The sequence below is a fragment of the Rhodophyticola sp. genome, from assembly GCF_965284195.1.
In the GTDB taxonomy this organism is placed as follows: Bacteria; Pseudomonadota; Alphaproteobacteria; order Rhodobacterales; family Rhodobacteraceae; genus Rhodophyticola.
Window position 1 is genome coordinate 2,858,938 of sequence record NZ_CBDIRM010000001.1, and the last position, 22,829, is coordinate 2,881,766.

The 22,829-nt window shown below is 58.6% G+C and carries 24 protein-coding genes; 9 read left to right on the forward strand and 15 right to left on the reverse strand.

The genetic code is table 11. From position 1 onward, the window contains the following. Positions 1–254: 254 nt before the first annotated feature. The 5 genes from ACQ651_RS14335 to ACQ651_RS14355 all read right to left on the reverse strand — a co-directional run bounded on the left by ACQ651_RS14335 (position 255) and on the right by ACQ651_RS14355 (position 3,638). Positions 255–1,262 (reverse strand): glycosyltransferase family 4 protein, encoded by a 1,008-nt coding sequence (locus ACQ651_RS14335; protein WP_430449629.1) that lies wholly within the window; start codon positions 1,260–1,262, stop codon positions 255–257. A gap of 38 nt (positions 1,263–1,300) precedes the next feature. Then, positions 1,301–1,795, reverse strand: a complete 495-nt coding sequence (locus tag ACQ651_RS14340; protein ID WP_430449630.1) for a ferritin-like domain-containing protein — start codon at positions 1,793–1,795, stop codon at positions 1,301–1,303. Further along, a complete protein-coding gene (locus ACQ651_RS14345) occupies positions 1,792–2,256 on the reverse strand; it encodes a ferritin-like domain-containing protein (protein ID WP_430449631.1) in 465 nt (154 codons plus the stop codon). Before ACQ651_RS14345 ends, ACQ651_RS14340 begins: the two co-directional genes overlap by 4 nt. 25 nt (positions 2,257–2,281) lie before the next feature. Then, positions 2,282–2,773 (reverse strand): DUF892 family protein, encoded by a 492-nt coding sequence (locus tag ACQ651_RS14350; RefSeq protein WP_430449632.1) that lies wholly within the window; start codon positions 2,771–2,773, stop codon positions 2,282–2,284. Positions 2,774–2,900: 127 nt separating this feature from the next. Beyond that, on the reverse strand, positions 2,901–3,638 hold the full coding sequence (locus tag ACQ651_RS14355; protein WP_430449633.1) for a Crp/Fnr family transcriptional regulator: 738 nt from the start codon (positions 3,636–3,638) through the stop codon (positions 2,901–2,903). A 190-nt stretch (positions 3,639–3,828) separates the two neighbouring features. On the opposite strand from ACQ651_RS14355, the gene ACQ651_RS14360 reads away from it, so the two are divergent. Continuing rightward, on the forward strand, positions 3,829–5,904 hold the full coding sequence (locus tag ACQ651_RS14360; RefSeq protein ID WP_430449634.1) for an HAD-IIB family hydrolase: 2,076 nt from the start codon (positions 3,829–3,831) through the stop codon (positions 5,902–5,904). Further along, positions 5,901–6,761 carry a glycosyltransferase family 2 protein gene (locus tag ACQ651_RS14365; protein WP_430449635.1) on the forward strand — a complete coding sequence of 287 codons (861 nt, stop codon included), beginning with the start codon at positions 5,901–5,903 and terminating at the stop codon, positions 6,759–6,761. Before ACQ651_RS14360 ends, ACQ651_RS14365 begins: the two co-directional genes overlap by 4 nt. Here the strand turns inward: ACQ651_RS14365 and ACQ651_RS14370 are convergent. Then, entirely contained in the window at positions 6,708–7,856 is a 1,149-nt protein-coding gene (locus ACQ651_RS14370) for a glycosyltransferase (protein WP_430449636.1), read from the reverse strand. The genes ACQ651_RS14365 and ACQ651_RS14370 overlap by 54 nt on opposite strands. 274 nt (positions 7,857–8,130) lie before the next feature. Between ACQ651_RS14370 and ACQ651_RS14375 the strand changes: the two genes are divergently transcribed. Further along, entirely contained in the window at positions 8,131–8,889 is a 759-nt protein-coding gene (locus tag ACQ651_RS14375) for a PRC-barrel domain-containing protein (RefSeq protein WP_430449637.1), read from the forward strand. A 168-nt stretch (positions 8,890–9,057) separates the two neighbouring features. Here ACQ651_RS14375 and ACQ651_RS14380 read toward each other — a convergent pair whose 3' ends face one another. Beyond that, entirely contained in the window at positions 9,058–9,261 is a 204-nt protein-coding gene (locus ACQ651_RS14380; RefSeq protein ID WP_430449638.1) for a hypothetical protein, read from the reverse strand. Between the two features lie 152 nt (positions 9,262–9,413). Beyond that, positions 9,414–9,806, reverse strand: a complete 393-nt coding sequence (locus ACQ651_RS14385) for an STAS/SEC14 domain-containing protein (RefSeq protein ID WP_430449639.1) — start codon at positions 9,804–9,806, stop codon at positions 9,414–9,416. A 228-nt stretch (positions 9,807–10,034) separates the two neighbouring features. Between ACQ651_RS14385 and ACQ651_RS14390 the strand changes: the two genes are divergently transcribed. Further along, positions 10,035–11,570 carry a deoxyribodipyrimidine photo-lyase/cryptochrome family protein gene (locus ACQ651_RS14390; RefSeq protein WP_430449640.1) on the forward strand — a complete coding sequence of 512 codons (1,536 nt, stop codon included), beginning with the start codon at positions 10,035–10,037 and terminating at the stop codon, positions 11,568–11,570. Further along, entirely contained in the window at positions 11,563–13,017 is a 1,455-nt protein-coding gene (locus tag ACQ651_RS14395; RefSeq protein ID WP_430449641.1) for a deoxyribodipyrimidine photo-lyase, read from the forward strand. The genes ACQ651_RS14390 and ACQ651_RS14395 overlap by 8 nt, the downstream gene beginning before the upstream one ends. On the opposite strand, the gene ACQ651_RS14400 is transcribed toward ACQ651_RS14395, so the two are convergent. Beyond that, a complete protein-coding gene (locus tag ACQ651_RS14400; protein ID WP_430449642.1) occupies positions 12,977–13,948 on the reverse strand; it encodes an IS481 family transposase in 972 nt (323 codons plus the stop codon). The two genes, ACQ651_RS14395 and ACQ651_RS14400, sit on opposite strands and share 41 nt — an antisense overlap. Before the next feature lie 313 nt (positions 13,949–14,261). Here ACQ651_RS14400 and ACQ651_RS14405 point away from each other — a divergent pair, with 313 nt between their 5' ends. The 3 genes from ACQ651_RS14405 (at position 14,262) to ACQ651_RS14415 (ending at position 15,559) form a co-directional block, all read left to right on the forward strand. Beyond that, entirely contained in the window at positions 14,262–14,459 is a 198-nt protein-coding gene (locus ACQ651_RS14405; protein ID WP_430449643.1) for a CsbD family protein, read from the forward strand. A gap of 128 nt (positions 14,460–14,587) precedes the next feature. Next, positions 14,588–15,199, forward strand: coding sequence for a LysE family translocator (locus tag ACQ651_RS14410; RefSeq protein ID WP_430449644.1), 612 nt, complete (start codon positions 14,588–14,590; stop codon positions 15,197–15,199). An 81-nt stretch (positions 15,200–15,280) separates the two neighbouring features. After that, positions 15,281–15,559: a DUF3253 domain-containing protein gene (locus tag ACQ651_RS14415; protein ID WP_430449645.1), complete on the forward strand. Its 279-nt coding sequence runs from the start codon at positions 15,281–15,283 to the stop codon at positions 15,557–15,559. Positions 15,560–15,571: 12 nt separating this feature from the next. Here the strand turns inward: ACQ651_RS14415 and ACQ651_RS14420 are convergent, their stop codons facing one another. The 5 genes from ACQ651_RS14420 to ACQ651_RS14440 all read right to left on the reverse strand — a co-directional run bounded on the left by ACQ651_RS14420 (position 15,572) and on the right by ACQ651_RS14440 (position 19,042). Further along, entirely contained in the window at positions 15,572–15,889 is a 318-nt protein-coding gene (locus ACQ651_RS14420; RefSeq protein WP_430449646.1) for a hypothetical protein, read from the reverse strand. Between the two features lie 66 nt (positions 15,890–15,955). Beyond that, the gene (locus ACQ651_RS14425; protein ID WP_430449647.1) at positions 15,956–16,945 is read right to left on the reverse strand and encodes a YihY/virulence factor BrkB family protein; all 990 of its coding nucleotides are present in this window, start codon (positions 16,943–16,945) and stop codon (positions 15,956–15,958) included. 18 nt (positions 16,946–16,963) lie between these two features. Next, on the reverse strand, positions 16,964–18,085 hold the full coding sequence (locus ACQ651_RS14430) for a DUF3618 domain-containing protein (protein WP_430449648.1): 1,122 nt from the start codon (positions 18,083–18,085) through the stop codon (positions 16,964–16,966). Continuing rightward, complete coding sequence (locus ACQ651_RS14435; protein WP_430449649.1) at positions 18,075–18,470, reverse strand: phage holin family protein; 396 nt, start codon at positions 18,468–18,470, stop codon at positions 18,075–18,077. The genes ACQ651_RS14430 and ACQ651_RS14435 overlap by 11 nt, the downstream gene beginning before the upstream one ends. Then, complete coding sequence (locus ACQ651_RS14440; protein WP_430449650.1) at positions 18,467–19,042, reverse strand: hypothetical protein; 576 nt, start codon at positions 19,040–19,042, stop codon at positions 18,467–18,469. The genes ACQ651_RS14435 and ACQ651_RS14440 overlap by 4 nt, the downstream gene beginning before the upstream one ends. 273 nt (positions 19,043–19,315) lie before the next feature. Here ACQ651_RS14440 and ACQ651_RS14445 point away from each other — a divergent pair, with 273 nt between their 5' ends. After that, positions 19,316–20,572 carry a cation:proton antiporter gene (locus ACQ651_RS14445; RefSeq protein ID WP_430449651.1) on the forward strand — a complete coding sequence of 419 codons (1,257 nt, stop codon included), beginning with the start codon at positions 19,316–19,318 and terminating at the stop codon, positions 20,570–20,572. A gap of 40 nt (positions 20,573–20,612) precedes the next feature. Here ACQ651_RS14445 and ACQ651_RS14450 read toward each other — a convergent pair whose 3' ends face one another. Then, positions 20,613–22,667, reverse strand: a complete 2,055-nt coding sequence (locus ACQ651_RS14450; RefSeq protein WP_430450333.1) for a catalase — start codon at positions 22,665–22,667, stop codon at positions 20,613–20,615. Between the last annotated feature and the right edge of the window lie 162 nt (positions 22,668–22,829).

The window sequence follows — 22,829 nt, forward strand, 5'->3', positions numbered from 1 at the left end:
TGTTCCTGCGATCCGGAGAGTACGGACTGTCGCACGCCAATGGCCATGTCCAACAGGTCGTCGTCCTGTAGGGAACGACTGGACCGCAGACTGAAGCAAGTCTGACTCGTCCGCGTGACACAGCGACCCGTCGATAGGAAGCCGCATGTCGCAATATCGGCAACGTCTCCAGCCGGGAAAATCTTCGGTCCAGGACCGGGCGCCGCAACAGAAGCACCGGGTGTCCACTGACGAGACTGGCAAGTGCGCCGCGATCACGCCCGCAGTCTTTCCGGCCTCTGAAGCAGGGAATGGTATGCGTTGAGATACCCGTCTACCATGTGCTCGGATGTAAAGCGCCGCTCGAAGGCCTGCCGCACTTTGCGGCGATCGAGTGTCTGGGCGCGCGCGACCGCCCGGACCGCACCCTCCACCGAGTCAACAATGAAGCCGCTGACGCCGTCATCGATGACCTCTTCGACACTGCCATTGCGCCAAGCGACCACGGGCGTTCCGCAAGCCATGGCTTCGATCATCACCAACCCAAACGGTTCCGGCCAGTCAATGGGGAAGACAAACACGGATGCTTCGCCCAGAAAGGCCTGTTTCTGATCCTGTGCGATTGGACCCAGATAGGTCGCGGACTCGTTAAGAAGCGGTTCGACCTCGGTCACGAAATAATCCGGATTGCCGACATCCACGGTGCCGCCGAGCCGGATCGGCAGCCCCGCCCTGCGGGCAATCTCGATGGCGAGATCAGGCCGTTTCTGATCGGTCATGCGGCCGAGAAACGCGCAGTAGCCACCGGCCCCGTCATCGAGTTGAAGCTGATTTGCGGGGATACCGTGGTGAACGATATCGAGACAGTTGGACGTTGGCAGCGCAGTCGCCTGCGCCTTGGAGATCGCCACCACCTTTTGATTTCCGAAATGATCGAAATAGACCTGCCGGTCGAGCTCGTCGGCGCGCCAGTGGATCGTCATGATGGTCTTGTGCCGCCAAGGCCGCAACACGGCGGCGTGGTAAAGCTCGGTGTGGCAATGGATGATGTCGAATTCGCCCGCCCGCGCCGCGACTTGGTCGAGCATCACGCATTCCTTCGCAGAGGGCATCGAGGGCGGCGCATCTTTGATCGCAGCGACAGGCAAACCTTGCGAAACAAGATCGGCCTCCGTGTTCGAACCCTCGGCAGCGAAGAGGGCGACGTCGTGCCCACGGGCAACGAGTCCGTTCGTCAGATCGCAAACGACCCGTTCGGTGCCGCCATGATCGGATGGCGGCACCGGAAAAATCAGAGGGGCGATCTGCGCGATCCGCAACCTTATGCCGCCGCTTCGTTGATGCCGGAGGTTGCCAGTTCAGTCATGTGGCGATCGCCGCCATAGCAGGCGTCGAGACACTGCTCCAACGTACTTTTATCTTCGTTAAGATCAAGACGGCCCGCAAAGGCGGCAACGCATCCATAGCCTGCGATCGCGTAGTGCGCCATGCGCTGATATTGCGTGATGATCATCGCATCGCGTGCATCATCGTCACCGAACTCTTCTTCCAATGCATGGGCCTTCGCCTCTTCGACAAGCCCTTCCATCCCTTTGCAATGTTCTCCATCGGGGTCTTCATCATGGCCACGCACGATCCCGGCGACCTTGTCCATGCCGTCCCGAATACCTTTCACGCCGGTTCTCAACGCTTCCTTCAATTCCTCGTTGGTCGCCGCCTTGGCAAGTTCCGTTGTGACATCGGCAGATTGCTTGTTGGCGCTGTAGATATCCTGCAGCTGGTCGATATAGACGTCTTTGAGGCTGTCCATGCTCATGCGATTTCCCTTCGTGTCGAGGGGGTATCGTTGTCTTCAGCGAACAGCTCAAGCTCCTCGATATGCGCTTCGAGGTTCCTGTGCTGCTCGGTTGCAAAAGAGAAGGCGGGGCTCGAGGCATCCATCGGTCGGATGGCCTGGTCATAGGCATCGAGCAGTTGCCGCTCGCCGCGAATGACTTCGGCCACCACGGCGGCGTCGTCGTCAGAGACCTTGTCCTTCAATCCAAGGTACTGACGGTGGGCGGATGCGAGGATCGTGCCGTCATCCTCGAGGTCGATATCGGCCGAGGTCAGATACTCGCGTAGCTCAGAAGCATGGCGCGCTCGTCTCTTTTGTAGCTCTTCGAACAAAGATTGAAGGCGTGGACTATCAACAACCTCCGCGGCCTTTTCGTAACCGTCCCGGCTATCGATCACGGTCGTATAGAGTTCTTTCAGTGCGTCGGTTTCGGAATTCACGTTCTGTACCTTTCTTTAGATGGGATCAATTCGGGCGGGGTTGCACTTTGCCGTTACCGACGATTTCGCGAAGCTGGTCGCAAATCGCACTTAAGGACTCGCCGCTCTTTCTCATCGCGTCGATCGCGTCGGCCCGGCCCAGTTGATCGGCAAATTCGGAGAGAAGATGGAAGCGCTGCGCTTCGTAAATCCCGATCTCGCTGCTGGAAAAAATGATGGCCACATCCACAAGCGATGGCTCCTCGAGCCCCTCGATCAGATCGAAAAAGTCGTCCACCATCGCTGGAACCGCTGTCGGTTCGCGCTGGCCGACCGCGCGTGGCAATTGCCGCAATGCGGCCTCGCTGCGATCGGCGTTGTCGCGAACGATATCGAGATAGAGGTTCAGAAGTTTGCGCAGGTCCTCATTCTGGGTGGCGGTCACCATTGAAGGAATGTGCTGCGCCAGAAAGCAGGCGCTGGAGTAGACGTCCCCGAGGCGCCGGGAGAAGAGATCCTGGGCGGTTTGCACGAACATAGGCACCCTCCTGAACGGTCGGCTGCGGGCAGACGACAAGGTTGAGGAGCAGTAGGCACTGCGCGTGCCGTATGTGCGTCAATCTATCTTGATAGAACCGTGTTTAGTGGCGCGGATTGAACGTGGATCATTTGGGGAACCAGGAGGTGTCGAGTTTCGCGTAGCGGTCGGAGAAATCGACCATGGATTTGAGCCTGTCCTCCTGCTCGAGCGTCAGCGTGTCCCCATCCCGGCTGATGAGACCTTCGTCTTCCATCTCGCGGATCGTCTTGCTGACATAGGTATGCGTCAGGCCGAGCGCGTCGCCCATCTCATGCTGGTTCATCGGCATGCGGATCATATCGGTCATCTGCTTGTTCGTAATCCGAAGCCGTGAGATCAGGTCGAGGAAGAAGTAAGAAAGACGCTCCCGAGCACTCATCCGTCCCATGGCGCGTAGCGTGTCAATGACACAGGCGTGGTCGCGATTGGCGATCGAGAACATCAGCGCGGTGAGCTTGGGCGATTCCTTGAAGATTGCGTCAAGCTTGCGCTTTGGGAACGGGCATAGGCAACCGTCTTCCGAGGCGCGAACATTGCATGTGGCTTCGGTGAAGGCGATGTCAGGGAAGCCGATGATGTCACCAGGATGGAGAACGCGCACGATCTGCCGACGCCCATCGGGCATGTCCGTATAGGAATAGAACCAGCCCTCCTTCACAACATAGAGGTATTTGAGCTCGTCCCCTTCGCTGTAGACTTCCTGATGACGGTGGTAGCCGCGCTCATGTTCTTCAAGCGACGCGAGTTGGTCTTCGGCGGTATCGTCGATATCGATGTAGTACGAGAGCTTCTCGACAAGGCAGCTTTGGGAATCGTCCGACATTCTGGTCCTTTCTCACAAGACCAGGTTCAGTCGTGGTCTCCATGTGCATTCGAATTCCGGTCTAGGACAGACGTTCGTAGACCGCACAATGTTTTGGTATCAGCCGGTCGAAGCGACCAAACCATATTGTCGCAGTCTAACATCAATATAGCGCAATGTCAGATCGTCTGTTCACGATTAGTCATGTGGCATGTTCATCATGCATGTGGCATTGCAGGGCTGCCTTCGGGCTCGGAACGTTCCCTATGGGGTGACGCCGGATACGGGTGGGCATATCAAGTATTTGCTCGAATTGGTGGATGCGGCGGAACGTCAATCGCCATCTTTGGAGCAGCAAATTATCGTCCGGCGATTCGTCAACGATAAACTCGGCGCGCACTACGCAGAGCGGGAGGAGCAGATTTCAGCCCGCTCATCGATCATTCGCATCAACGGCGCGAGCGACGAGTATGTCGCCAAGGAGGACCTGCGGTTCGAACTGCCGGTTCTCGCAGACCATCTCGAAGCGCACATCCGCACCCTTCCTCGCCAGCCTGACGTCCTGCACGGTCACTATGCCGATGGGGGAGAGCTCGCCGTCGAGATGAAGCGCCGTCTCGGCATACCGGTCGTCTTTACCGCGCATTCCCTTGGCCATGTCAAAGCCAGGACTCTTGGCAGCGATGGTCTCTTCGGCACGCTTCGAGACCGCATCGACATGGAAGAACGCGTGATTGCTGCGGCTGATCGGATTATCACAAGTTCGATGGACGAGGCGGAACTGCAGTACGGCTTCTACTCTTCGGTCCGGCCAGAACGCGTTCGCGTCAACCCGCCCGGTTGCGATCTTGAGAGGTTCAGAAGCTGCTGCGATGGGAGCCGGATTTGCAGAGAAGCGCACAACCAATTCCTGATCGATCCCGACAAACGGCCCATCCTCGCGCTGGCACGGCCCGTCCATAAGAAAAACCTCGCAGGGTTGGTGCGCGCCTTTGGCGAGGACCTCCGGCTGCAGGACGCGGCAAACCTGATCATCTATGCCGGAACCCGCGAGAAAATCGCCGAGGAGGATACGGAACCGCGCGAGGTTCTGACGGAACTGCTCACACTTATCGACGACTATGATCTTTGGGGAAAGGTCGCCTTTCCCAAAACGCACCGGGAGGAGGATGTGGCCGGAATTTATCGCGATGCAGCGGAGCGGCGTGGTGTGTTCGCCAATGTTGCGCTGAACGAGCCTTTCGGCCTGACGTTCCTGGAAGCGGCAGCGTCGGGCCTGCCGGTCGTCGCGACGAACAGTGGCGGGTCCAACGATATCCTTGCGCGGTGCCACAATGGGGTTCTCGTCGATCCAATAAACACGCATGCAATTGGAGAGGCGATCTTGGGCCTTCTCAGTGATAACGACGTGTGGGACCGGGCGGCGCGCAATGGGTTGTCGGCCTGCGATTTCTATTCCTGGGATCGTCACGCAACGGAGTATCTGGCAGAACTCGCCCCGTTTGTCGCCCCCCAAGAAACCGTTCGACTTTCTCGATCGCAGCGCCGGTTCGACACCATGCTGGTCTGCGACATCGACAATACGCTGACGGGAGATCGAGCGGCCCTTCACCGGTTGGAAACCTGGTTGCGGTCTCACTCCGATACCGCTTTCGGGATCGCGACCGGCCGGTCGCTCCATAGTGCGATCGACATCATACGGCAGTGGGACATTCCGACACCGCAGTTTCTGATTACCTCGGTCGGCTCGGAAATCTACTGGATCCAGGATAACGCGTTTCGTGAGATCGAACGTGAAAGTGGCTGGCCCCCACTTGGTCGCGGAGCCTGGGATCCGGATGGTATCGAAACTACTCTTGAGCGATTTGACTGGCTAGAGCCGCAACCGAAGCAGGAACAACGCAGCTTCAAGCGCAGCTACTACCTGTATGAGATCGACCGATGCCGCGACGTTCGAAAAGCACTGGAGGAGGCCGGGCTCGAATTCGAGCTGATATATTCGCATGGCCGGTTCTTGGACTTGCTGCCGGGTGGTGTGTCGAAGGGCCATGCGATCCACCATGTCGCGAACCGGCTTAGCATCTCACCTTCCGACATCTGGGCCGCCGGGGATTCCGGCAACGACATCCACATGCTCGAAATGGTCGGCAAACCGATCATCGTCGGCAATCATTCTTCGGAACTTGCCCACCTAAAGTCGCATCAGGCGAGTTATTTCGCGAAAAATCACTTCGCGGCGGGCGTTCTAGAAGGTCTGGCGCATGACTGGACCCGGGGGATGTCGTGACCGCGAGCATTTGCACCATTGCGCGGGGGAGAGAGTCGCATCTGCGCCATCTCATCACCGGCATGACCCGGCAAACGGTAGCACCAACGGAACTGGTCATCGCTCATATGCAGCCCGACCCGTTCGCCGAGCTTCCAGACACGGATTTTCCCGTCCGCCAAGTGCAGGTGGACGGGTCTCGCCCCCGACTGGCGGCGGCGCGCAATGCTGCCGCGAGTACCGCAAAGGGCAAGGCTCTGATATTTCTCGACGTGGACTGTATTCCACTGCCCGGTCTGGTCGAAGCCTATCTGGACGCTATGGCGGTCGACCGCTGTCTCATGGGAGAGACACGGTATCTGGCCGAAGACCATCGACCCGGCACCATGACGTCTGAAGCTCTCTGGGGGGTGAGCGAACAACATCCGGCGCGACGGTTTGAAGACGTCCTGGGGCGCGGTATCCGACGGATACCAATGGCGACGGAATTCTGGAGCCTGTCATTCGCACTCCAGGCTGAAACCTTCTGGCGGCTTGGTGGTTTTGACGAGATTTTTGAAGGGTATGGGGGTGAGGATACTGACTTTGCAGTGCGTCTCGATCAATCGGATATTGGCCTCCATTGGGTGCCGAACGCCCGCGCCGTCCATCAATGGCATGCGGTCGAAAAACCCCCGCTCACCCATCTCGAGGACATCATGCGAAACGCCAATCTGTTTCGACAGAAGCATGGGTCGTGGTGCATGGACTATTGGCTGAACCAGCTCGTCGAGGCTGGTTTTATCGTCTGGGGCGAAGACCTAATCGAAATTATCCGACAGCCGTCAGCCGACGAGCGACAGGCTGCTCTCTGCGACGGCTCGGTCCGCTACAGCTGAATCATCCGCCCAGAGATGCGCGTCGAGCGCGATCAGATGGTCCGCAATCTTGTTTGCAGCCTTGGGGTCGAACAGCGGTATGAGCTGACCCGTGCCCAGTTCGAGCGTTGCCACGATTGCATTCTGCCATTGCCGGTTGCTTGCCGGCCATTTGGAGAGGACGTGGGCCGAGCCAAGCCTTGCAAGCTCCCTACCCTTCGCCACTTGCTCATCATAATAACGCCATTCCGGGATGCAGAGAAACGGTCGCCCGACCCGGGCAATCTCATGACATGTATTGTCGCCCGCCGAGGCGACGACGACATCCGCAGCGGCAAGATAATCGAGGACATTCTCTACCCATCCGCATTGCCGCAAATTGGTAAACTCGGTCTCATGGCCCTCGAGTTGTACTGGCCCGACGGTCAGCCAAAGCGCGTCCGGTAACGCCCGGGCGGCCATGGTCAGTGAGGCATAGTTTGCACCGCTGCCGCCTCCGCCAGAAAGAGTTAGGATGATCTGACGATCCTCCGGGAGCCCGAGTTTCGTCCGTGCCTTCGCCTTTTCCGGCACCGCATCAAGACTGGTGCACAAACCGCCAGAATAGAACGTCTTGGCACGAGCCCAGTCCGGATAGTCGGGCTGTTCGAGATCAGCATGGAAGGGCGCGATCATGCCAACACAAGCCTGATAGGCCGCAGTATGGCTTGCATCGGACCGGTCGCCATGCATGCGGATTTTGACGGACGGCACCGAGCATAGCCGCGCCAGCAACGCCCATTCGACCGAAACATCATTGATCATTAGCCCGGGATTGTCGCGTTTGAAAGCACCGACGATTGCTTCTGCATTGGCCTTCAAGGCCGGTGAGCCAAGAGGCACGCATTGTGTGACATCGGGCGTTTGCTGGTTATGCAGCGCACCCGTTGCACTCGGATCGCCGATGGCGTTGGGCAGCTCGACGAAGAAGATGCGCTCGTCGAAATCGCCAAAGATCGTGCGATCCGCACTGAGTATCGTGATCGGACGGTCATCGAGATGCCTTATGATTTCTTCGCAGCGCCGTGCATGGCCGCGTCCCTGATGATGCACGAAAAAAACAAACGGACGCGACATGGGAACTCCTTCAAGAGCGGTCAGGCAGACGTCCAGACTAGGACCTTGGTGTGTCAGGGCGTCAATCCAGATTGAAGTTTGATTTGCGCCCGGTTCTAACCTTCCAACTGCGAACGGGTGGGCCTAAAGCAGCTGCTGTGGAAATCCCTGCGTACGGGATCCGGTTCATACGGGTGCCAAAATCGGGCGATTTTCGATTACGAAACTTTTAGCTGCCACAGCCATAAGTCTCGCGCTTGGCACCGCTGCCTTTGCCGATGCCCATTCCGGGATGATGGCCACCTACGACTCTGCCCAAGGTCAGGACCTCTACGCTTCCGAGCTGATCGGTATGCGCGTCTATTCGGCCGAACAGGACTTCGATTCCTTCAACGCCGATACGGTCGTGCCGGACGATTCTGAAGCGAACTGGGACGATATCGGCGAGGTCAACGAGGTGATCCTCGCCCGGGACGGTCAGGTGAAGGCTGTCATCCTTGGTGTCGGAGGGTTCCTTGGGATCGGCGAGAAGGATGTCGCCGTTGATATGAAGAGCATCAAGTTCGTCAATGAGGACGATGATCCAGACGAATTCTTTCTCGTCGTGAAGACAAACAAGGATGCCTTGACCGACGCGCCGGCCTATGAGCGCCAGCGCGAAGCGGCGATGCAGGAAACCGAAACTGCGGCTGCGCAGACTGAGACGGCAACGCAGGATCCGGCCCGTCCGATGCTTGCGACCCCTGAGATCGAACGCGACGGCTACGCGGTTGCCACGCCGGATCAGATGACAACCGAAGATCTGACTGGCGCGCGCGTCTACGGCGCTAACGACGAAGACATCGGTGAGGTCAATGAGTTGCTCCTGGATGACAGTGGCAAAATCAAAGAGGCGGTCCTCGACATCGGTGGTTTCCTCGGTCTTGGCGAGCATCGGATCGCGGTCACGATGGACGAGCTGAAAATCATGCGCAGCGAGGATGGTGGCGATATCCGCGTCTACGTCAACGCGACCAAGGAAGAACTCGAAGCCCAGCCGGAATACGACGGCTGAGGCGATAGTCCCCCCGTGGATCGATTGGTCCACATTGTACTCTGTAACGAGTGCTCAAGCGCTTCCCTATGTCCCTGGGGAAGCGCGTTTTCTTCTTAGGACCGTCTGAACATCATCGAACTCACCTCAGTTATGTGCCAATGTGCTCGAGCTATGAACTCCCGCCGCCTATTGGGCGGTTTCCGAATCCGTTGGCGGGCGTTTCGAAACGGGTAGCCGGGCAAGCCCGCTGTCACCGTCGGCCAATGATTGGGCGTAGAATGATCCTTCTTCCGAGACCGAACCGCCCTCCACAAGGGCATGTTTTATCCGCTGCTTCTCAAGATTTTGAAGGTCGGAATTTGCGCCTTCGACAGTTTTGATCTTGTCCATTGAGTGCTCCCACACGGATGTGCTCTGGTCGGATGTCTAGCCTCCATTGGCTGAACCCTCTTCAAGCTAGCTTGATACAACGCGCGGCATCGGCACCGCGCTACACGGCAACTCAGCCGTCACCTGGTCGCGGGGCAAAGACGCTGCGGTCGTTAAGTTCTCGGGTTGGCTCCGATAAATTCCCAGGCGGCGTGCTCTTCAAGAGATTTGAAGGTTCGGGCATCGACCGGGATGAGTTTATCCATGAACCCGATCATCTTCTCCGCGTTGTCCGGCGCGCCGACGACGGCGTATTTTTCAACGTTGAACAGCGAACGCCAGCGCGATTCCAGAACGTCTCCATCGAAGATCGCATCCTTGTCGCTGCCTTCATAGCCGTCGAGCTTCATGAGCATGCTGACCTTTTCGTGCCGGTCGAAGGCGTCGTTCATGTACTTCGCCAGCTCCTCGGCATCGTCGTCGGAGACGTGACCGCTGATTTCAAAAGCATAGACCGTTTCCTGATCGGTCGGAATTTCTCGAACGGAGGGCAGTGTTAAGGTCATCGTGGGCATCCTTTTTGATCCAAGGTTGTTCGATTACTCCGGCTGGTCGCTACGTGGGCAGGGCGCTGCGGAGTCGCGTCTAGTATGGAACTGTCCATGGGACCTGGCGTTCCGCTAGATTGAAGCATGGCGACGCCGCACCATGTTCACAGCCAATAAGCTGGGATTGTCGGACCTGGGCCACAGACCCGGATCATCGCCGCGAACCATGGAAAGTCATTTGCCCTTGTGAAGACGTCTACACGATCATCAAAGCACATCGATGAACCGGCCCTGACCGTTGTCTGGTACAAGAAGGATTTGCGTTTGGAAGACCACGAGGCGCTTTGTGTCGCGAGCGCGGCCGGACGGGTGCTTCCGCTTTACGTCGTCGAACCGGACTACTGGGCACTTCCGGATACCAGCTACCGGCAATGGGGATTACTCCGAGGCGCCGTCGAGAGCCTCCGGGATCAGATCGCCGACCATGGCGGCCGCCTCACCATCCATATCGGAGCGGTTGTTGACGCCTTGAAGGAAATTCGTTCCGACCACGGCCCATTTCGGCTGGTCGCTCATATGGAAACCGGCAATGCTTGGACCTTTGCACGGGACAAACAGGTTCATTGCTGGTGCCGTGATCATGACATCGCGTTCGATGAGTTCCAACAATACGGCATCTGGCGTGGTCCTGCGCTCGATCGCAACAAATGGGCGAAACGCTGGGACGCCATGATGTCCGAATCGATCCGCCCAGTGCCGGAGAAGATCGACTGGGTGTCGTTCGGAGATGAGAAGCTGCTGGAGGCGAAGGACTTAGGCCTTAAGCATGATGGCATTCAGGATCTTCAACCGCCCGGGAGGGCGGCGGCTCTGAAAACGCTTGAAAGCTTTCTTTACGACCGCGGCGAACCATATCAGAAAGCGATGTCGAGCCCGGTGACCGGAGAGACGGCGTGCTCGCGGCTTTCTCCGCATCTTGTCGCGGGCAGCCTCTCCATGCGAGAGATTTACCAGGCAACTCTTAAACGGCAGGCCGAGATTGCGGAACTGCCCAAATCCGAACGCGGCCTGTGGCCAGGCGCGCTCAAATCCTTCATCGGTCGGCTGCATTGGCACTGCCATTTCATGCAAAAACTAGAGGCGGAGCCTGAGATCGAATGGCTGCCGATGGCGCGCATCTATGAAGGGTTGCGACCGCCGCCGAATGACGACGCCCGACTAACGGCCTTCGCCACGGGCCATACCGGATATCCCTTCGTCGATGCCTGCATGCGCTACCTGAAGGCGACCGGTTGGATCAATTTCCGCATGCGCGCGATGCTCATGTCGTTTGCTTCCTATAACCTCTGGCTCCCCTGGCAGCAATCGGGCGAGGTTCTGGCGCGGCTCTTCACGGACTACGAGCCCGGCATTCATTGGCCGCAAACTCAGATGCAGTCAGGTGAGACAGGGATAAATGCGGTGCGGATCTATTCGCCGGTAAAACAGGGCTACGATCAGGACCCGACCGGCGACTTCACGCGCGCTTGGGTACCCGAACTTGCGGCTCTGGACGGGTCGGAGCTGCAGGAACCCTGGACGCTCGACAACCCCCCTTCAAACTACCCTGCACCGATTGTCGATTACCGCGAAACTACCAGGGATGCAAAGCAGCGCATCTATGCGCTGCGGCGCACGAGTGAAGCGAAGTCGGAGGCTGCTGAAGTCTTTGAAAAACATGGCAGCCGAAAACCGCGTGAACTCCGCGAACGTCGCTCGCGAAAGGCAGCCCAAAATGGTTGACTGGTCGCCTGACATCGCTGACCGCGTGAGGTCACTTAATGGGCGATCGGTTGAAAGGACCAAGACCGCCTACGTCCTTTGCTGGTTGCAACAGACGTTAAGGGCTTGGGACAACCCGGCCATTGATGCCGCGATTGACCTTGGAAATCAGTTGGGCCTGCCAGTTCTTGTGTATCATGGCATTCGCGAAGACTACCCTTACGCCTCTGACCGCCTGCATACATTTCTACTCGGCGCGAGCAGCGATTTACAGAAGAACTGCGAAACGCGTGGGCTACGCTGCGTGACCTATGTGGAACGTGACGGACAACGCGAGAAAGGTTTGGTCTATCGGTTGGCCGACAGCGCCGCAGCCGTCGTCACCGACGATCATCCTGTCTTCGTCGCCCGGATGCAGGCGCAACGCTTTGCAAACCGCTGTGAACGCGCGGTCTTTGCGGTGGACACTGCCCGTTTGGTGCCGACGCAATTGCTGCCCGATAAACTCTCGACGACGCCGGCGTTCCGCAAGGCCAGTGGCGAACTGCGGTCGCTCTACGAAGCTCATGCTGCCGACTTCGACAGCCAATGCCCTCTGTATGATGGAGAGGTGTGTTTTGAGGATGAAGGCTTGGCCGCCAAGTCCGACGCAGAGATTGGGTCGATTATCGCCGCATGTGCGATCGATCACACCCTGCCCCCCTGCGCCGGGTTTCCGCCGACAGCTGCGGCCGCTGAGAAAGCACTCACAGACTTCATTGACCATGCGCTGAAGACATATCCTTATCGCCGCAACAACCCGGCCGAAGAGGACGGCGTCTCCCGCTTGTCACCCTATCTGCATTTCGGCGTGATCGGGCCGCGCGTGATCACGGCGGCAGTTCGCGCGGCGGATGTGCCAGCCAACGCGAAGTGGAAATATCTCGACGAGCTTTTGACCTGGCGCGAATATTTTCACTATCTGGCCTATCAGGCAGACCACCCCGATAGTTTCCAGACGGTACCGGAGCGCCCGCGCCAATCGTTGCTGGACCACGCCGATGACGAACGCCCTGTTCTTTATTCCCTCACTGATTTCGTACACGGACGCACCGAGGACGAAACCTGGAACGCGGCGCAGCGCCAGTGGCTTGAGACCGGGTACATGCACAACAATCTGCGTATGTATTGGGGCAAGCAGATCATCAAGTGGACGCGGGATCCGGAGACCGCTTGGAAAACCGCCTGCTATCTCAACGACCGCCTATCCCTCGACGGACGGGACCCGGCGACCTACGGCAATATGCGATGGGTTTTTGGCATGTCCAAACCGAGCTACCGCGAACAGCCAATCTACGGCTGGGTGCCGCCGAAATCCGACCGGGCTATCCGCAAACGACCGGGAGCAGTAGAATGGTTGGAAAATTGGGCGAAGAGAAAGACTGTGTCTATCTGTCACATCCCGGCAGGTAATATGGTTGTTTCTTGAACAGTTCCGGCTTGAGTTTGTGCCAGTCCTTCATCGCCTGTAAGGGCGTCTTGCTGCCCAAGGCTGACTGCGGCAGTTGCTGGTTGTAGAGCCAGACGTAGCGGTGCAGCGTCGTCTCCAGTTCTTCACCTGATTTGAAATGGTGGCTTTGAAGCACGTCTTCGATGCGGCCATTGAAGCGCTCGACCATGCCGTTTGTCTGAGGCGACCTCGGCGGAGTAAGGCGATGTTCGATGTCGAGGGCGGCGCACAGCGTGTCGAACTCGTGAGCGCCGGTCGCGACGCGCCTGCGCAAGCCGAAGAGGCGATCGGTGAACTCCTTGCCATTATCGGTCAAGACCGTGCGGATGCGCAGCGGACAAGCGCGCTCCAGGTCACGCAGGAAGCGCCGGGCGTTGGCCGCAGTCTTGGCCCTGAATACGCGGATGAAGACCCAACGCGTCGCTCGGTCGATTGCCACGAAAAGATAGCGGCGTGAAGTTTCGTCAGCCATCTGAGGCAGGTATTTCACGTCTACGTGGATGTAGCCGGGCTCATAGGCTTTGAAGGCGCTGTGCTTCGGCTTCTGTCCCTTCGCCTTGAGATCGCGCAGGTTTCCAACGCCATGCCGACGCAGGCAGCGGTCCAGCCCAGAGCGCGAGGCATTCGGATTGAGAAACTCGCGCACCACCGCCAGCAGGTCGTCCAGCGACACCAGCAGCGTCGTGCGCAGCGCCACGGCGACGGCCTCCTGGGCCGGGGTCAGCGTCGTTTGCAGGCGGTGCGGCGTATGGCTGCGGTCGTGAACGCTGTCGCGGTGTTTCCATTTATACACCGTCTGTTCAGTCGTGCCGAAGCGTGACGCCAGGGCCGATGCAGGCTCATCGCTCGCCTGGATTGCAGCCCTTATCTTGGGCGTCGTCGTCGCCTGCTTGTGAAGATGGATCAGCATGGTTGCACTCCGTCCCGAACGTCACTCAGAACCGATCTTGCCATGAAAAACGCAGATCGCCGAGGATCTATGTGATCATCCGGGATGGAACATCTATCGATGTGCCGGACGGCATGCCGCACGATTTGTTGTAGCGCTCATTAATCGGCATCTCAAACACAGATCAACGAGCTGGTTGCGACTTCAGGAGCATCAACCTGCCTTGAAACCAGTGGCGTGCCGGCACGTTAGACTTGCTCCGACGCTATCTCGCGTCTCCGCTCGGACGAGCTATTCGTCAGGGCGTCGATCCATGTAAACCAAGGAGGAGACCATGAACTGGGATCAGATCGAAGGCAAATGGCAACAGATGAAAGGCAAGGCTCAGGAGCAGTGGGGCGAGCTCACGAATGACGATCTCGACGTCGCTGCCGGGAAGCGTGACCAGCTCGCCGGTAAGGTTCAGGAGCGGTATGGCAAGACCAAGGAAGAGGCCGAAGAAGAGGTTGATCGCTGGCAGCGGTCGCTCTGACGCTCTTTGCCGAGGTGCAAGAGAGGAACCCGCCTTCACGGCGGGTTTTTCTTGAACGAGCTTTGCCGACCGGGGCATCGTGCTTAGCATCGAGGTCTATCTACGTTTCACGCTGGAGACCTGAGTTAATGACATTGGAACAGCTTCTGATCTTCCTTCCGGCGGCGCTTCTGCTCGGTGCATCGCCCGGGGCGAACAACCTTCTGGCATTTGTCTCAGCGACCAAGGCCGGCTGGCGATTGACGGCAAAAAGTATCTTAGGCCGGCTCGCTGCATGGGCGGTGCTTGTCGTCCTGGTCTCCTTGAGTCTGGACGTGCTCCTGCGGACATCCGAGGTCGCGTTCCTCATTCTGAAATGGATCGGGGTCGCCTACCTGCTCTTTCTGGCCGTTCAGTTCTGGCGAGCGGATGTTTCGGCCGAGCTGAAGGCACCGGACGTATCCACTCTCATGCGCCGCGAATTCCTGACCTTGATGGGCGATCCAAAAGCCTATCTTCTCCTGACAGCCTTTCTGCTCCAATTCGTGTCCGATACTGCGCAGATGATGCCGCAGCTTTTTGCCCTTGGCGCGCTCTACCTGGTGGCCGAAGGGGTGGCCGCTTTGCTCTGGGTGTCGGCAGGTGCGCTTCTCGGCGTTCACGCTCTGACGCCTTTGAGACGACGGATCATCAACCGTGCATCTTCAGGTCTGATGGGGATCGCGGCTGTCCTCTTGGCCCGCAGCGAACGAACAGCATAGCCCTCAGCGAGGCGCCAACTTGTCAGGACGGTCATGCACGCAAGTTACCCTCGACAGGCAACATGATGATCGAGCAGGATCATGGATAAGAGGCGCAGTACCATTGACGACCATCAAATCGATGAGACGATGATGCGTCTCGCCGCCAAGCGCGGACCTGAAAAAACCATCTGTCCCTCGGAAGTCGCTCGTGAGATTGCCGGGAGTGATCCCGAGGCGTGGCGCCGGTTGATGGGTCCCATTCGCGATCGTGCGGTCGCCGCTGCGAAAACCGGTCGAATCGCAATTAAACAAGGCGGTCAACCTGTCGATCCGGATGACTTCTCCGGCATCTATCGTATTGCGATCCAGCCGAACTAGCGCGCCACGCGCCTACTCGCCAGAGATCTCTGCCCACCAATCAGCATATTCAGTGTTCTTGGGATGATATCGGGTCACATCCTCCGCGCCATCGTCCCACCAAACCGGTCCGCGTTCGCCGAGGCATTCCTTGGCGCGCTGCACTGCTGCTCGCGCTGCTCGCAAGTCGGCCTCGTTCGAGGCGTGTTTGACGGCGCGCCGGGCTTCCATCAGCTCCTTGACATAAGTCCGTCGCTCGCTGTCCGTTAGATTGGGGTTTGTGCAACGCCAAAGCCGGTTCTTCGCGACGAAGTATCGACCGTCTGGGGTGATAGGGTAGTCATTCTTCATGGCACTGAAATCCCCTCTTTCGCCCGGCACTGCACCTGAAAGTGCGAGCACGGGGTGAGGCGCTGATCAGGCCTGTTCCCCGAGTTTATCCGCCTTCTGCGCTCCCCGCGCGCCCATGGGTTCGTCAGGACCGGTGGTCGTATCGTGCCGGGTTTGCGCTTCCATCTCGGCATTAAGCTCCGCTCCCATGAGAATGATGAACGCAGACAACCACAGCCACATGAGGAGCACGATCACGCCGGCCAGACTGCCAAAAGTCTCGTTGTAGCTTCCGAAGTTGCTGACATAAATGGAGAACGCGATCGAGGCGACCAGCCATACCGCGCAGGCGAGGACCGCGCCCGGCGTCAGCCACTGCCATTCGGGCTTGTCCCGGTACGGACCGAACCGATAGAGGACGGCGAGGCCCAGGATCGTCAGAAGTGCCAAGAGGAGCCATCGTCCGATTTGAAGGACCAGCTCAACCCATGCCGGTAGGTCGATCGCTCCGAGCAAGGCAGGCACTGCCAATGCGGCCGCCAACCCTGCCAATATGCCGATGATCAGGAACAATGTCAGACCGAGCGTAAGCGCCGTTCGCTTGACGAAACCCCGCGTCTCTTCCTCGTCATAGGCCACGTTGAGACCTTCGATCAGGCTCGCCATGCCTTTGGATGCAGAATAGATCGCGATCGCGAAGCCGACGAAGAAGGCCAGACCCAGGCCGGCATTTTGGGATCCGGCCACGGCGACGGCCTGATCGAGAATGATCTGCGCGGCATCCTCGGGCATGAAAGAGGCGAGGGTTTCCAGTTGCGCCGTCACCTGCTCGGGTTCGAACACCAGCCCTGCCAGTGCCATGAGCGCCGTGATCGCGGGAAAGATTGCCATCAGGGCATAGAAGGCGACACCAGCCGAGATCAGGCCGACATGATCGGCCGCGATCTCGTCCTTTACCCGGAAGGCGATATCCTTCCAGCCCTTGGGCGGAATTTCCGCCGGCGTTTCCGCCTCACGTCCTCTGGCCACTACAGCTTCTCCATCACGATAGCGCTCATAGGAGCCCGGTCTGAGCATCGCCGAACAGATGACGCATCAGGACTTTGGCTTGCCAAGATCCTGTTTCTTTGCCTCATCCTTCGCGGCCTTGGTGACACGCTCGCCCGCCTTTTTAACGGTCTTTGCGGCAGACTTGGCAGCAGTTCTGGAAGACGCCTTCGAATCTGCCGTGTCTTTAACGTCCTTGGCAGCTTTTTTCACTTCTTCCCCAGCCGCTTTCGCAACCTCCGTCAGCTTGGACTTTTCTTGCTGGAACACGCGTTCGGCCTCGGCGATCGCTGCATCGCTCTGTTCGCCCAAATAGTCGTCTTCCATCTGCGTGCGCGGGAGAGCTGCAGCGACGGCGGCGCCCACAGCAAAGGCAAGCGCCCCTCCGATCAGCGGCTGATCGTCGTAAAGTTCGGCGGCACGCCGTTGACCTGTCCGGGCATGGCGTTGCGTAGCCTGGTAAGAGTCCCAAGCATGCTGCCGCGCCGTAACCACACGATTACGCGCCTCTTCGGAAAATTTCTCCGTCCCTTCAGACAGGCGATCACGAAGTGCCGCGGCCTGAGCTGTGGTGCGATCCGCCGCATCCGATACTCCTTCTTTTGCCGATTGTGCAGCCGAGGACACGGACTGTACCGTTTCCTTGACGGTCTTCCCGGCTGATTTCGCGGTATCTCCGAGCGATCCACCATCCGACCCAGAATTGTCGTCACCCAAATCCGAGGATGTGCGCGTGGTGCCATATGTCGTCTCGCCACCGGATCGCAGCCAGGCCGGTTCTGTATTACGATCCGACCGATGGTCGTTTCGATCATAGTCAAGCGCAGACCGGTCACGCCGATCCGATGCGAAGCGATATCTGCCATCGTAGTCGTCATGGCGGTCATCACGGCGCTCATAGCTTCTACGCTGCGACGCGGACCCACCGCCAAAGATCATCCAAGCGAGACCAATACCAGTCAGAGCCACGGCCATAGGGTTGTCCTTGACCGATTGCGAAACAGAGCGGCCGATATCACTGCCATTCTCGCGTAAATGGTCGGTGAACTGCCGGGCGAGCGTTTCCACAGAAAACTTGTCCTGTAAATCTTCGATCGTATTCGTCAGACCGGCGCGCTCGCGTTCGATGTCGCGTTCGATCTCTTCTGGGGTGCGGGTATCAGTCTTCATTGTAAGCCTCCTTCACGGCTTCGGCGTCGCGTTTGAGGTTCTCGGCGGTGCGGGTCGGTGCGAGGCTGCTCAACTTGAGATCGCTGGTGCCCTTGTGCGCCATCGCGTAGGCAATTCCGGCAAGCACCACGCCAACGATCAGCGCCGCCCAGCCGCCGTGTAGCCCGGCTTCAGTCAGGCCGGCGACCACGGCCGCGACGAGTACGTTCAAGGCGACAAGCGCGACCACCACCGCGCCGACGATGAGACCGATGGCGACACCGGCGGACTTCAGGTTTTCGTTGACCTCGGCCCGGGCGAGATCAACCTCGTTGCGTACAAGGGCGCTTACGTGACCGAGCGCGTCGCCAACGAGACCGCTTGCGGATTTTGACGTCTCACTCATGTCCGAGCGCCTTGTGATGTCGTGTGACCAGGCGTGACCGTGGATGTCGGCGTGCCGGAACGGTCGCTGACCGTCGAGGACGAGGTGGCCCCAAATTCCGACCGGCCTGACTGCGCGCTGCCATCGTTGCTCGCCTTCGCGAAGCGCACGGCGACAAAACCCAGAAGCGCGGCCGCACCGAGAAAGACCGTCGGATTGCGCCGTGCAAACCCGTTCAGATCGCCCACAATCTCACTCATATCCTTGTTCTTGATGGCGTCAGACACATCTGCGATCCCGTCCGCAATTTGCCCGAGGGTCCGCTCTTGCGGCGATCCCGATCGCATCTCGTCAGCCGCCTTCCGCAGGGCCGAAGCAACGTTGTGACCTTCTTCTGCCACGCTGTCTTTGTGGCTTTCAGCATAGGAGACGGCCTTGTCTTTCATGTCGGAGGCGTGAGACGCGGCCCTTTGCGACACATCGGATGCGATTTCTTTCGCATCGTCGGCAACCGACGTTGCGTCTTCGGTTTTCGATGATCGAGAAGGTGGGGTTGTCTTCGCGGATTTGGTAGGGGGGGTTGGGTCAGCCATATCGTCCTCCTTGTTTGCTATGCGATGAAGTTGAGGATCGCGAGAACAACCACGACCAGTCCGATAAGATAGAAAAGATTGTGCATCTGCGCGGGCTCCCTGAGTTTTGTTGGCAGCTTAGAGAAACCTGGCTGGTGCATTTCAATGTAGATTGACGGTTGCCGGCCTATCGCGCCTAGCCTGTGGAAATTGGCATACTGGACCCGTCGAGAGCAGCCGGGAGGACGTTCCCGGTTCGGCCACGGTTCAATAACAAAGGCGGGGAGTGGCCATGTGACATTGCAAAACCTGTTCGAGTTCAGTGCCTACCATCTCTGGCTTGCCGTCATTGGTGCCGTGATCGTTCTGGCCAGATGGCTGCCGCGACTTGTCTCCGACCGCGAACCTGCCGCCGCGCCGCTGATGATCCTGCTATCCGCACTCGCAGCCTTGATCATTCCGGAGCTTCCGCCCGTTCCCGATCCGCGGTCGCAGCCCAAACTCTGGGAGAGTGCGAGCGAGATTTGCGTGATTGCCGCCCTCTTCGGTGCGGGTATGCGCATCGACCGCCTCGGCCTCTTGAAGAAGTGGCGTCCAACCCTTCGCCTGCTGGTGATTGCCATGCCGCTGACGATCGCGGAAACGGCAATTCTCGGAGTTTCCTTGGGCGGGTTCACCCTCGCCGGGGCGTTGTTGCTCGGTGCGGTCCTGTCCCCGACCGATCCGGTCTTAGCCGCTGACGTTCAGGTCGGACCGCCGCAGGAGGGCGAAGAACATCCAGTGCGGTTCACCCTGACCACGGAAGCGACGCTGAATGACGGGCTGGCGTTTCCATTTGTCTATCTTGCTATGTCGGTCTTCGTCTATGGGGTCGCCGATACGGGCTGGCTGACAAACTGGCTGGCAATCGACGTCGCTTACAGGATCGCTGTGGGAACATTCCCCGGTTGGGTGTTCGGACAGGCTTTGGGTTATCTTCTCTTCTCGGTCCCAGGGGATGCCGCTCTGGCCGAAACCGGGTCAGGTGTGGTTGCAATTGCGGGTGTATTCCTGTGCTACGGTGCGACAGAGCTTGTCGAAGGCTATGGGTTCATTGCGGTTGCTGTCATGGGTCTTACCCTCCGCCGCGCTGAAGAGGACCACCACTTTCACAAGCGGCTCCACGACTTTTCCGAATCCATCGAGCACGCCCTGACCGCCCTTTTACTGATCGCCTTGGGCGCGGCGCTACCGCTCCTCCTGCCGGCCCTCGCATGGTCCGATATTGTCCTTGTGGTATTTTTGCTCGTCGTGGTGCGTCCAGTATTCGGATGGGCGTCAGGAACTGGGATGTCGTTGCCGAGGACGGATCGGGCGGTCATTTCCGTTTATGGCGTTCGCGGGATCGGATCGATCTATTATTTAGGCTATGCTCTTGGGTCCGAAAACTTCGGAGACGCTGACCGCCTTTGGGCCATCGTCGCGTTGACGATTGTTTTGTCGACCATGCTGCATGGCTTCTCGGTAGGCTGGGCGATGGATCAGATCAGCAGACGACGGTTACGCACCTAGCTACGAAAGCGTGTCTGCGAGATACGCCACGCACAAGCCTTTAGCCGTCCCGATCCCAAGCCCGGAGTTCTTTTAATTGGTGAAAGAACGCGTCCAGAGATTCGACGTCGGAGACCGCGAAACACCCTTCGATCGCGTTTGCCTCCAGGCCAGCCGCTTCGAAGAGCTTCTCGGCGTCATCCGTAAAGGCAATGAACTTTTTATGCGCGACAGCGTCGCTCACGAAATCCCGTGCCTCAGGAATGTCTGCGAGCTGCTCGGCCCCGTCTGCTGTCAAGATGACTGCAACGGCATCGAACAGGACGGACGGTCCGCCCTCGATTTTCTCGTCGGCTTCCAGCTCGCCATCGTCGCTCAAGCGCACACCGACGACGGTTGGAGCAACGATCTTGCAACTGCCGCCGACATCTTCGACCCACGATTGCAAGCCCGAGACGAGATCGGCATCCGCACCCTCTGAGACAAGAATGCCCAGCGTCCGTCCTGCAAAACTGTTGGGACCATTCTTCAGAATACTTAACGCATCCGAAGCGTCCAGGGACTGATCGGGCTTAACGAGGGGTTCAATCGCATCGGGCAGGTCCATACCAAGCGCGTCAGCAACGCTTTCCGCCAGGCCGTCATCAATGTTGCGCAGATGTGCGACAACGCGTTCGCGAATATCGGCGCGTTCGACCTTGCTGAGTTCGAAGGCCAACGCATCTTGCATGTGCCCCTGTTCGACCTCCGTCTGGCTGATATAGAACTGCCGTGCCTGACTGTAGTGATCGGCGAAGCTCTCCGGGCGCAGCCTAACCGCTTCGCCGCTCACCTCCTGCGGATGGTGCTTGTATCCGTTCTCCGGATCTTCTCGAGGACCGCCCTCGTCAGTGCCCCAGCTATTGGGTTCGTAGTTCGCGCGACCGCTCGGGTTGCGCATGGCCATGTGGCCGTCCTGCTGGAAATTCGCGAAGGGGCATTTCGGAGCGTTGACCGGAATATGCGTGAAGTTCGGCCCGCCGAGCCGCTTCAACTGCGTGTCGAGATAGGAGAAGTTCCGTCCCTGGAGCAGCGGATCGTTTGTAAATCCGATCCCGCGCACGACGTTCTGAGTGCAAAAAGCCACCTGCTCAGTCTCTGCAAAGAAATTGTCGACGTTCTCGTCCAGAACGAGCCGCCCAATGATGCGGACAGGCACCTCTTCCTCTGGGATAATCTTTGTCGGGTCGAGGACGTCGAAGGCGAAACTGTCGGCGAATTCCTGATCGAAGAGTTGCACGCCGAGTTCCCATTCCGGATAATCTCCAGCCTCGATCGCATTCCAGATGTCCCTTCGGTGGTAGTCCGGATCGGCACCATTGATCTTCACCGCTTCGTTCCAGAGTACTGATTGCATGCCGAGCTTCGGCTTCCAGTGGAACTTCACGAAGGTCGATTGATCGCCCTTCAACAGCCGGAAAGTGTGCACGCCAAAACCTTCCATAAAGCGCAAGGATCGGGGGATTGTCCGGTCGGACACGTGCCACATCACCATGTGCATACTCTCGGGCGTCAGCGAGACGAAATCCCAGAAATTGTCATGCGCCGATTGCGCTTGCGGAAAACCGCGATCCGGAGCCGGTTTGACCGAATGGATGAGATCGGGGAACTTGATCGCGTCTTGGATAAAAAAGACCGGAATATTATTGCCGACCAGGTCCCAATTACCTTCGCTGGTATAAAGCTTGACCGCAAAGCCGCGCACATCGCGGACAAGGTCCGGCGAGCCTGCGCTGCCGGCCACGGTCGACAGACGCATGAAGGCGGGCGTTTTCGTGCCGACTTCGGTCAAAACTTTCGCGTCCGTCACGTCGGACAGGTCGTCGGTCAGTTCGAAGTAGCCTCGCATTCCATAACCGCGGGCATGCACGACGCGTTCGGGAATGCGCTCATGATCGAAGTGGAAGAGCTTCTCGCGGAAATGAAAGTCTTCGACCAGCATCGGACCGCGGGTTCCGGCTTTCAGGTGGTTCTGATCATCGGCGACCGGCACACCCTGTTGCGTCGTCAGAGGGTCGTAGCCATCCGCCGTCGTCTGGTGCGACGCACCACCCTTGTTGAGTTCAACGTCATCCATTTTCGCCATCAAGCATCCTCCAGTCACGCGCGCCAAAAAGCGCAGGACCGTCGAGACCTGCGCGGATTTGATAAGAAGACTACTTTGTCTGATGGAAGCGGTTTCAATATAGCTTGACGGCACGCTGATCCGATCGACGTGGCAATCCATGAACAGGCGCAG

Bases quoted from the DNA above. Each gene is read 5' to 3' on its own strand.
- ACQ651_RS14385 (WP_430449639.1), bottom strand. From the start codon at position 9,806: ATGACCTTAACACTGCCCTCCGTTCGAGAAATTCCGACCGATCAGGAA.
- ACQ651_RS14400 (WP_430449642.1), bottom strand. From the start codon at position 13,948: ATGCTGATCCATCTTCACAAGCAGGCGACGACGACGCCCAAGATAAGG.
- ACQ651_RS14410 (WP_430449644.1), top strand. From the start codon at position 14,588: ATGACATTGGAACAGCTTCTGATCTTCCTTCCGGCGGCGCTTCTGCTC.
- ACQ651_RS14435 (WP_430449649.1), bottom strand. From the start codon at position 18,470: ATGAGTGAGACGTCAAAATCCGCAAGCGGTCTCGTTGGCGACGCGCTC.
- ACQ651_RS14350 (WP_430449632.1), bottom strand. From the start codon at position 2,773: ATGTTCGTGCAAACCGCCCAGGATCTCTTCTCCCGGCGCCTCGGGGAC.
- ACQ651_RS14415 (WP_430449645.1), top strand. From the start codon at position 15,281: ATGGATAAGAGGCGCAGTACCATTGACGACCATCAAATCGATGAGACG.
- ACQ651_RS14380 (WP_430449638.1), bottom strand. From the start codon at position 9,261: ATGGACAAGATCAAAACTGTCGAAGGCGCAAATTCCGACCTTCAAAAT.
- ACQ651_RS14340 (WP_430449630.1), bottom strand. From the start codon at position 1,795: ATGAGCATGGACAGCCTCAAAGACGTCTATATCGACCAGCTGCAGGAT.
- ACQ651_RS14395 (WP_430449641.1), top strand. From the start codon at position 11,563: ATGGTTGACTGGTCGCCTGACATCGCTGACCGCGTGAGGTCACTTAAT.
- ACQ651_RS14420 (WP_430449646.1), bottom strand. From the start codon at position 15,889: ATGAAGAATGACTACCCTATCACCCCAGACGGTCGATACTTCGTCGCG.
- ACQ651_RS14355 (WP_430449633.1), bottom strand. From the start codon at position 3,638: ATGTCGGACGATTCCCAAAGCTGCCTTGTCGAGAAGCTCTCGTACTAC.
- ACQ651_RS14440 (WP_430449650.1), bottom strand. From the start codon at position 19,042: ATGGCTGACCCAACCCCCCCTACCAAATCCGCGAAGACAACCCCACCT.
- ACQ651_RS14430 (WP_430449648.1), bottom strand. From the start codon at position 18,085: ATGAAGACTGATACCCGCACCCCAGAAGAGATCGAACGCGACATCGAA.
- ACQ651_RS14370 (WP_430449636.1), bottom strand. From the start codon at position 7,856: ATGTCGCGTCCGTTTGTTTTTTTCGTGCATCATCAGGGACGCGGCCAT.
- ACQ651_RS14375 (WP_430449637.1), top strand. From the start codon at position 8,131: ATGGCCACCTACGACTCTGCCCAAGGTCAGGACCTCTACGCTTCCGAG.
- ACQ651_RS14405 (WP_430449643.1), top strand. From the start codon at position 14,262: ATGAACTGGGATCAGATCGAAGGCAAATGGCAACAGATGAAAGGCAAG.
- ACQ651_RS14360 (WP_430449634.1), top strand. From the start codon at position 3,829: ATGTTCATCATGCATGTGGCATTGCAGGGCTGCCTTCGGGCTCGGAAC.
- ACQ651_RS14425 (WP_430449647.1), bottom strand. From the start codon at position 16,945: ATGCTCAGACCGGGCTCCTATGAGCGCTATCGTGATGGAGAAGCTGTA.
- ACQ651_RS14450 (WP_430450333.1), bottom strand. From the start codon at position 22,667: ATGGATGACGTTGAACTCAACAAGGGTGGTGCGTCGCACCAGACGACG.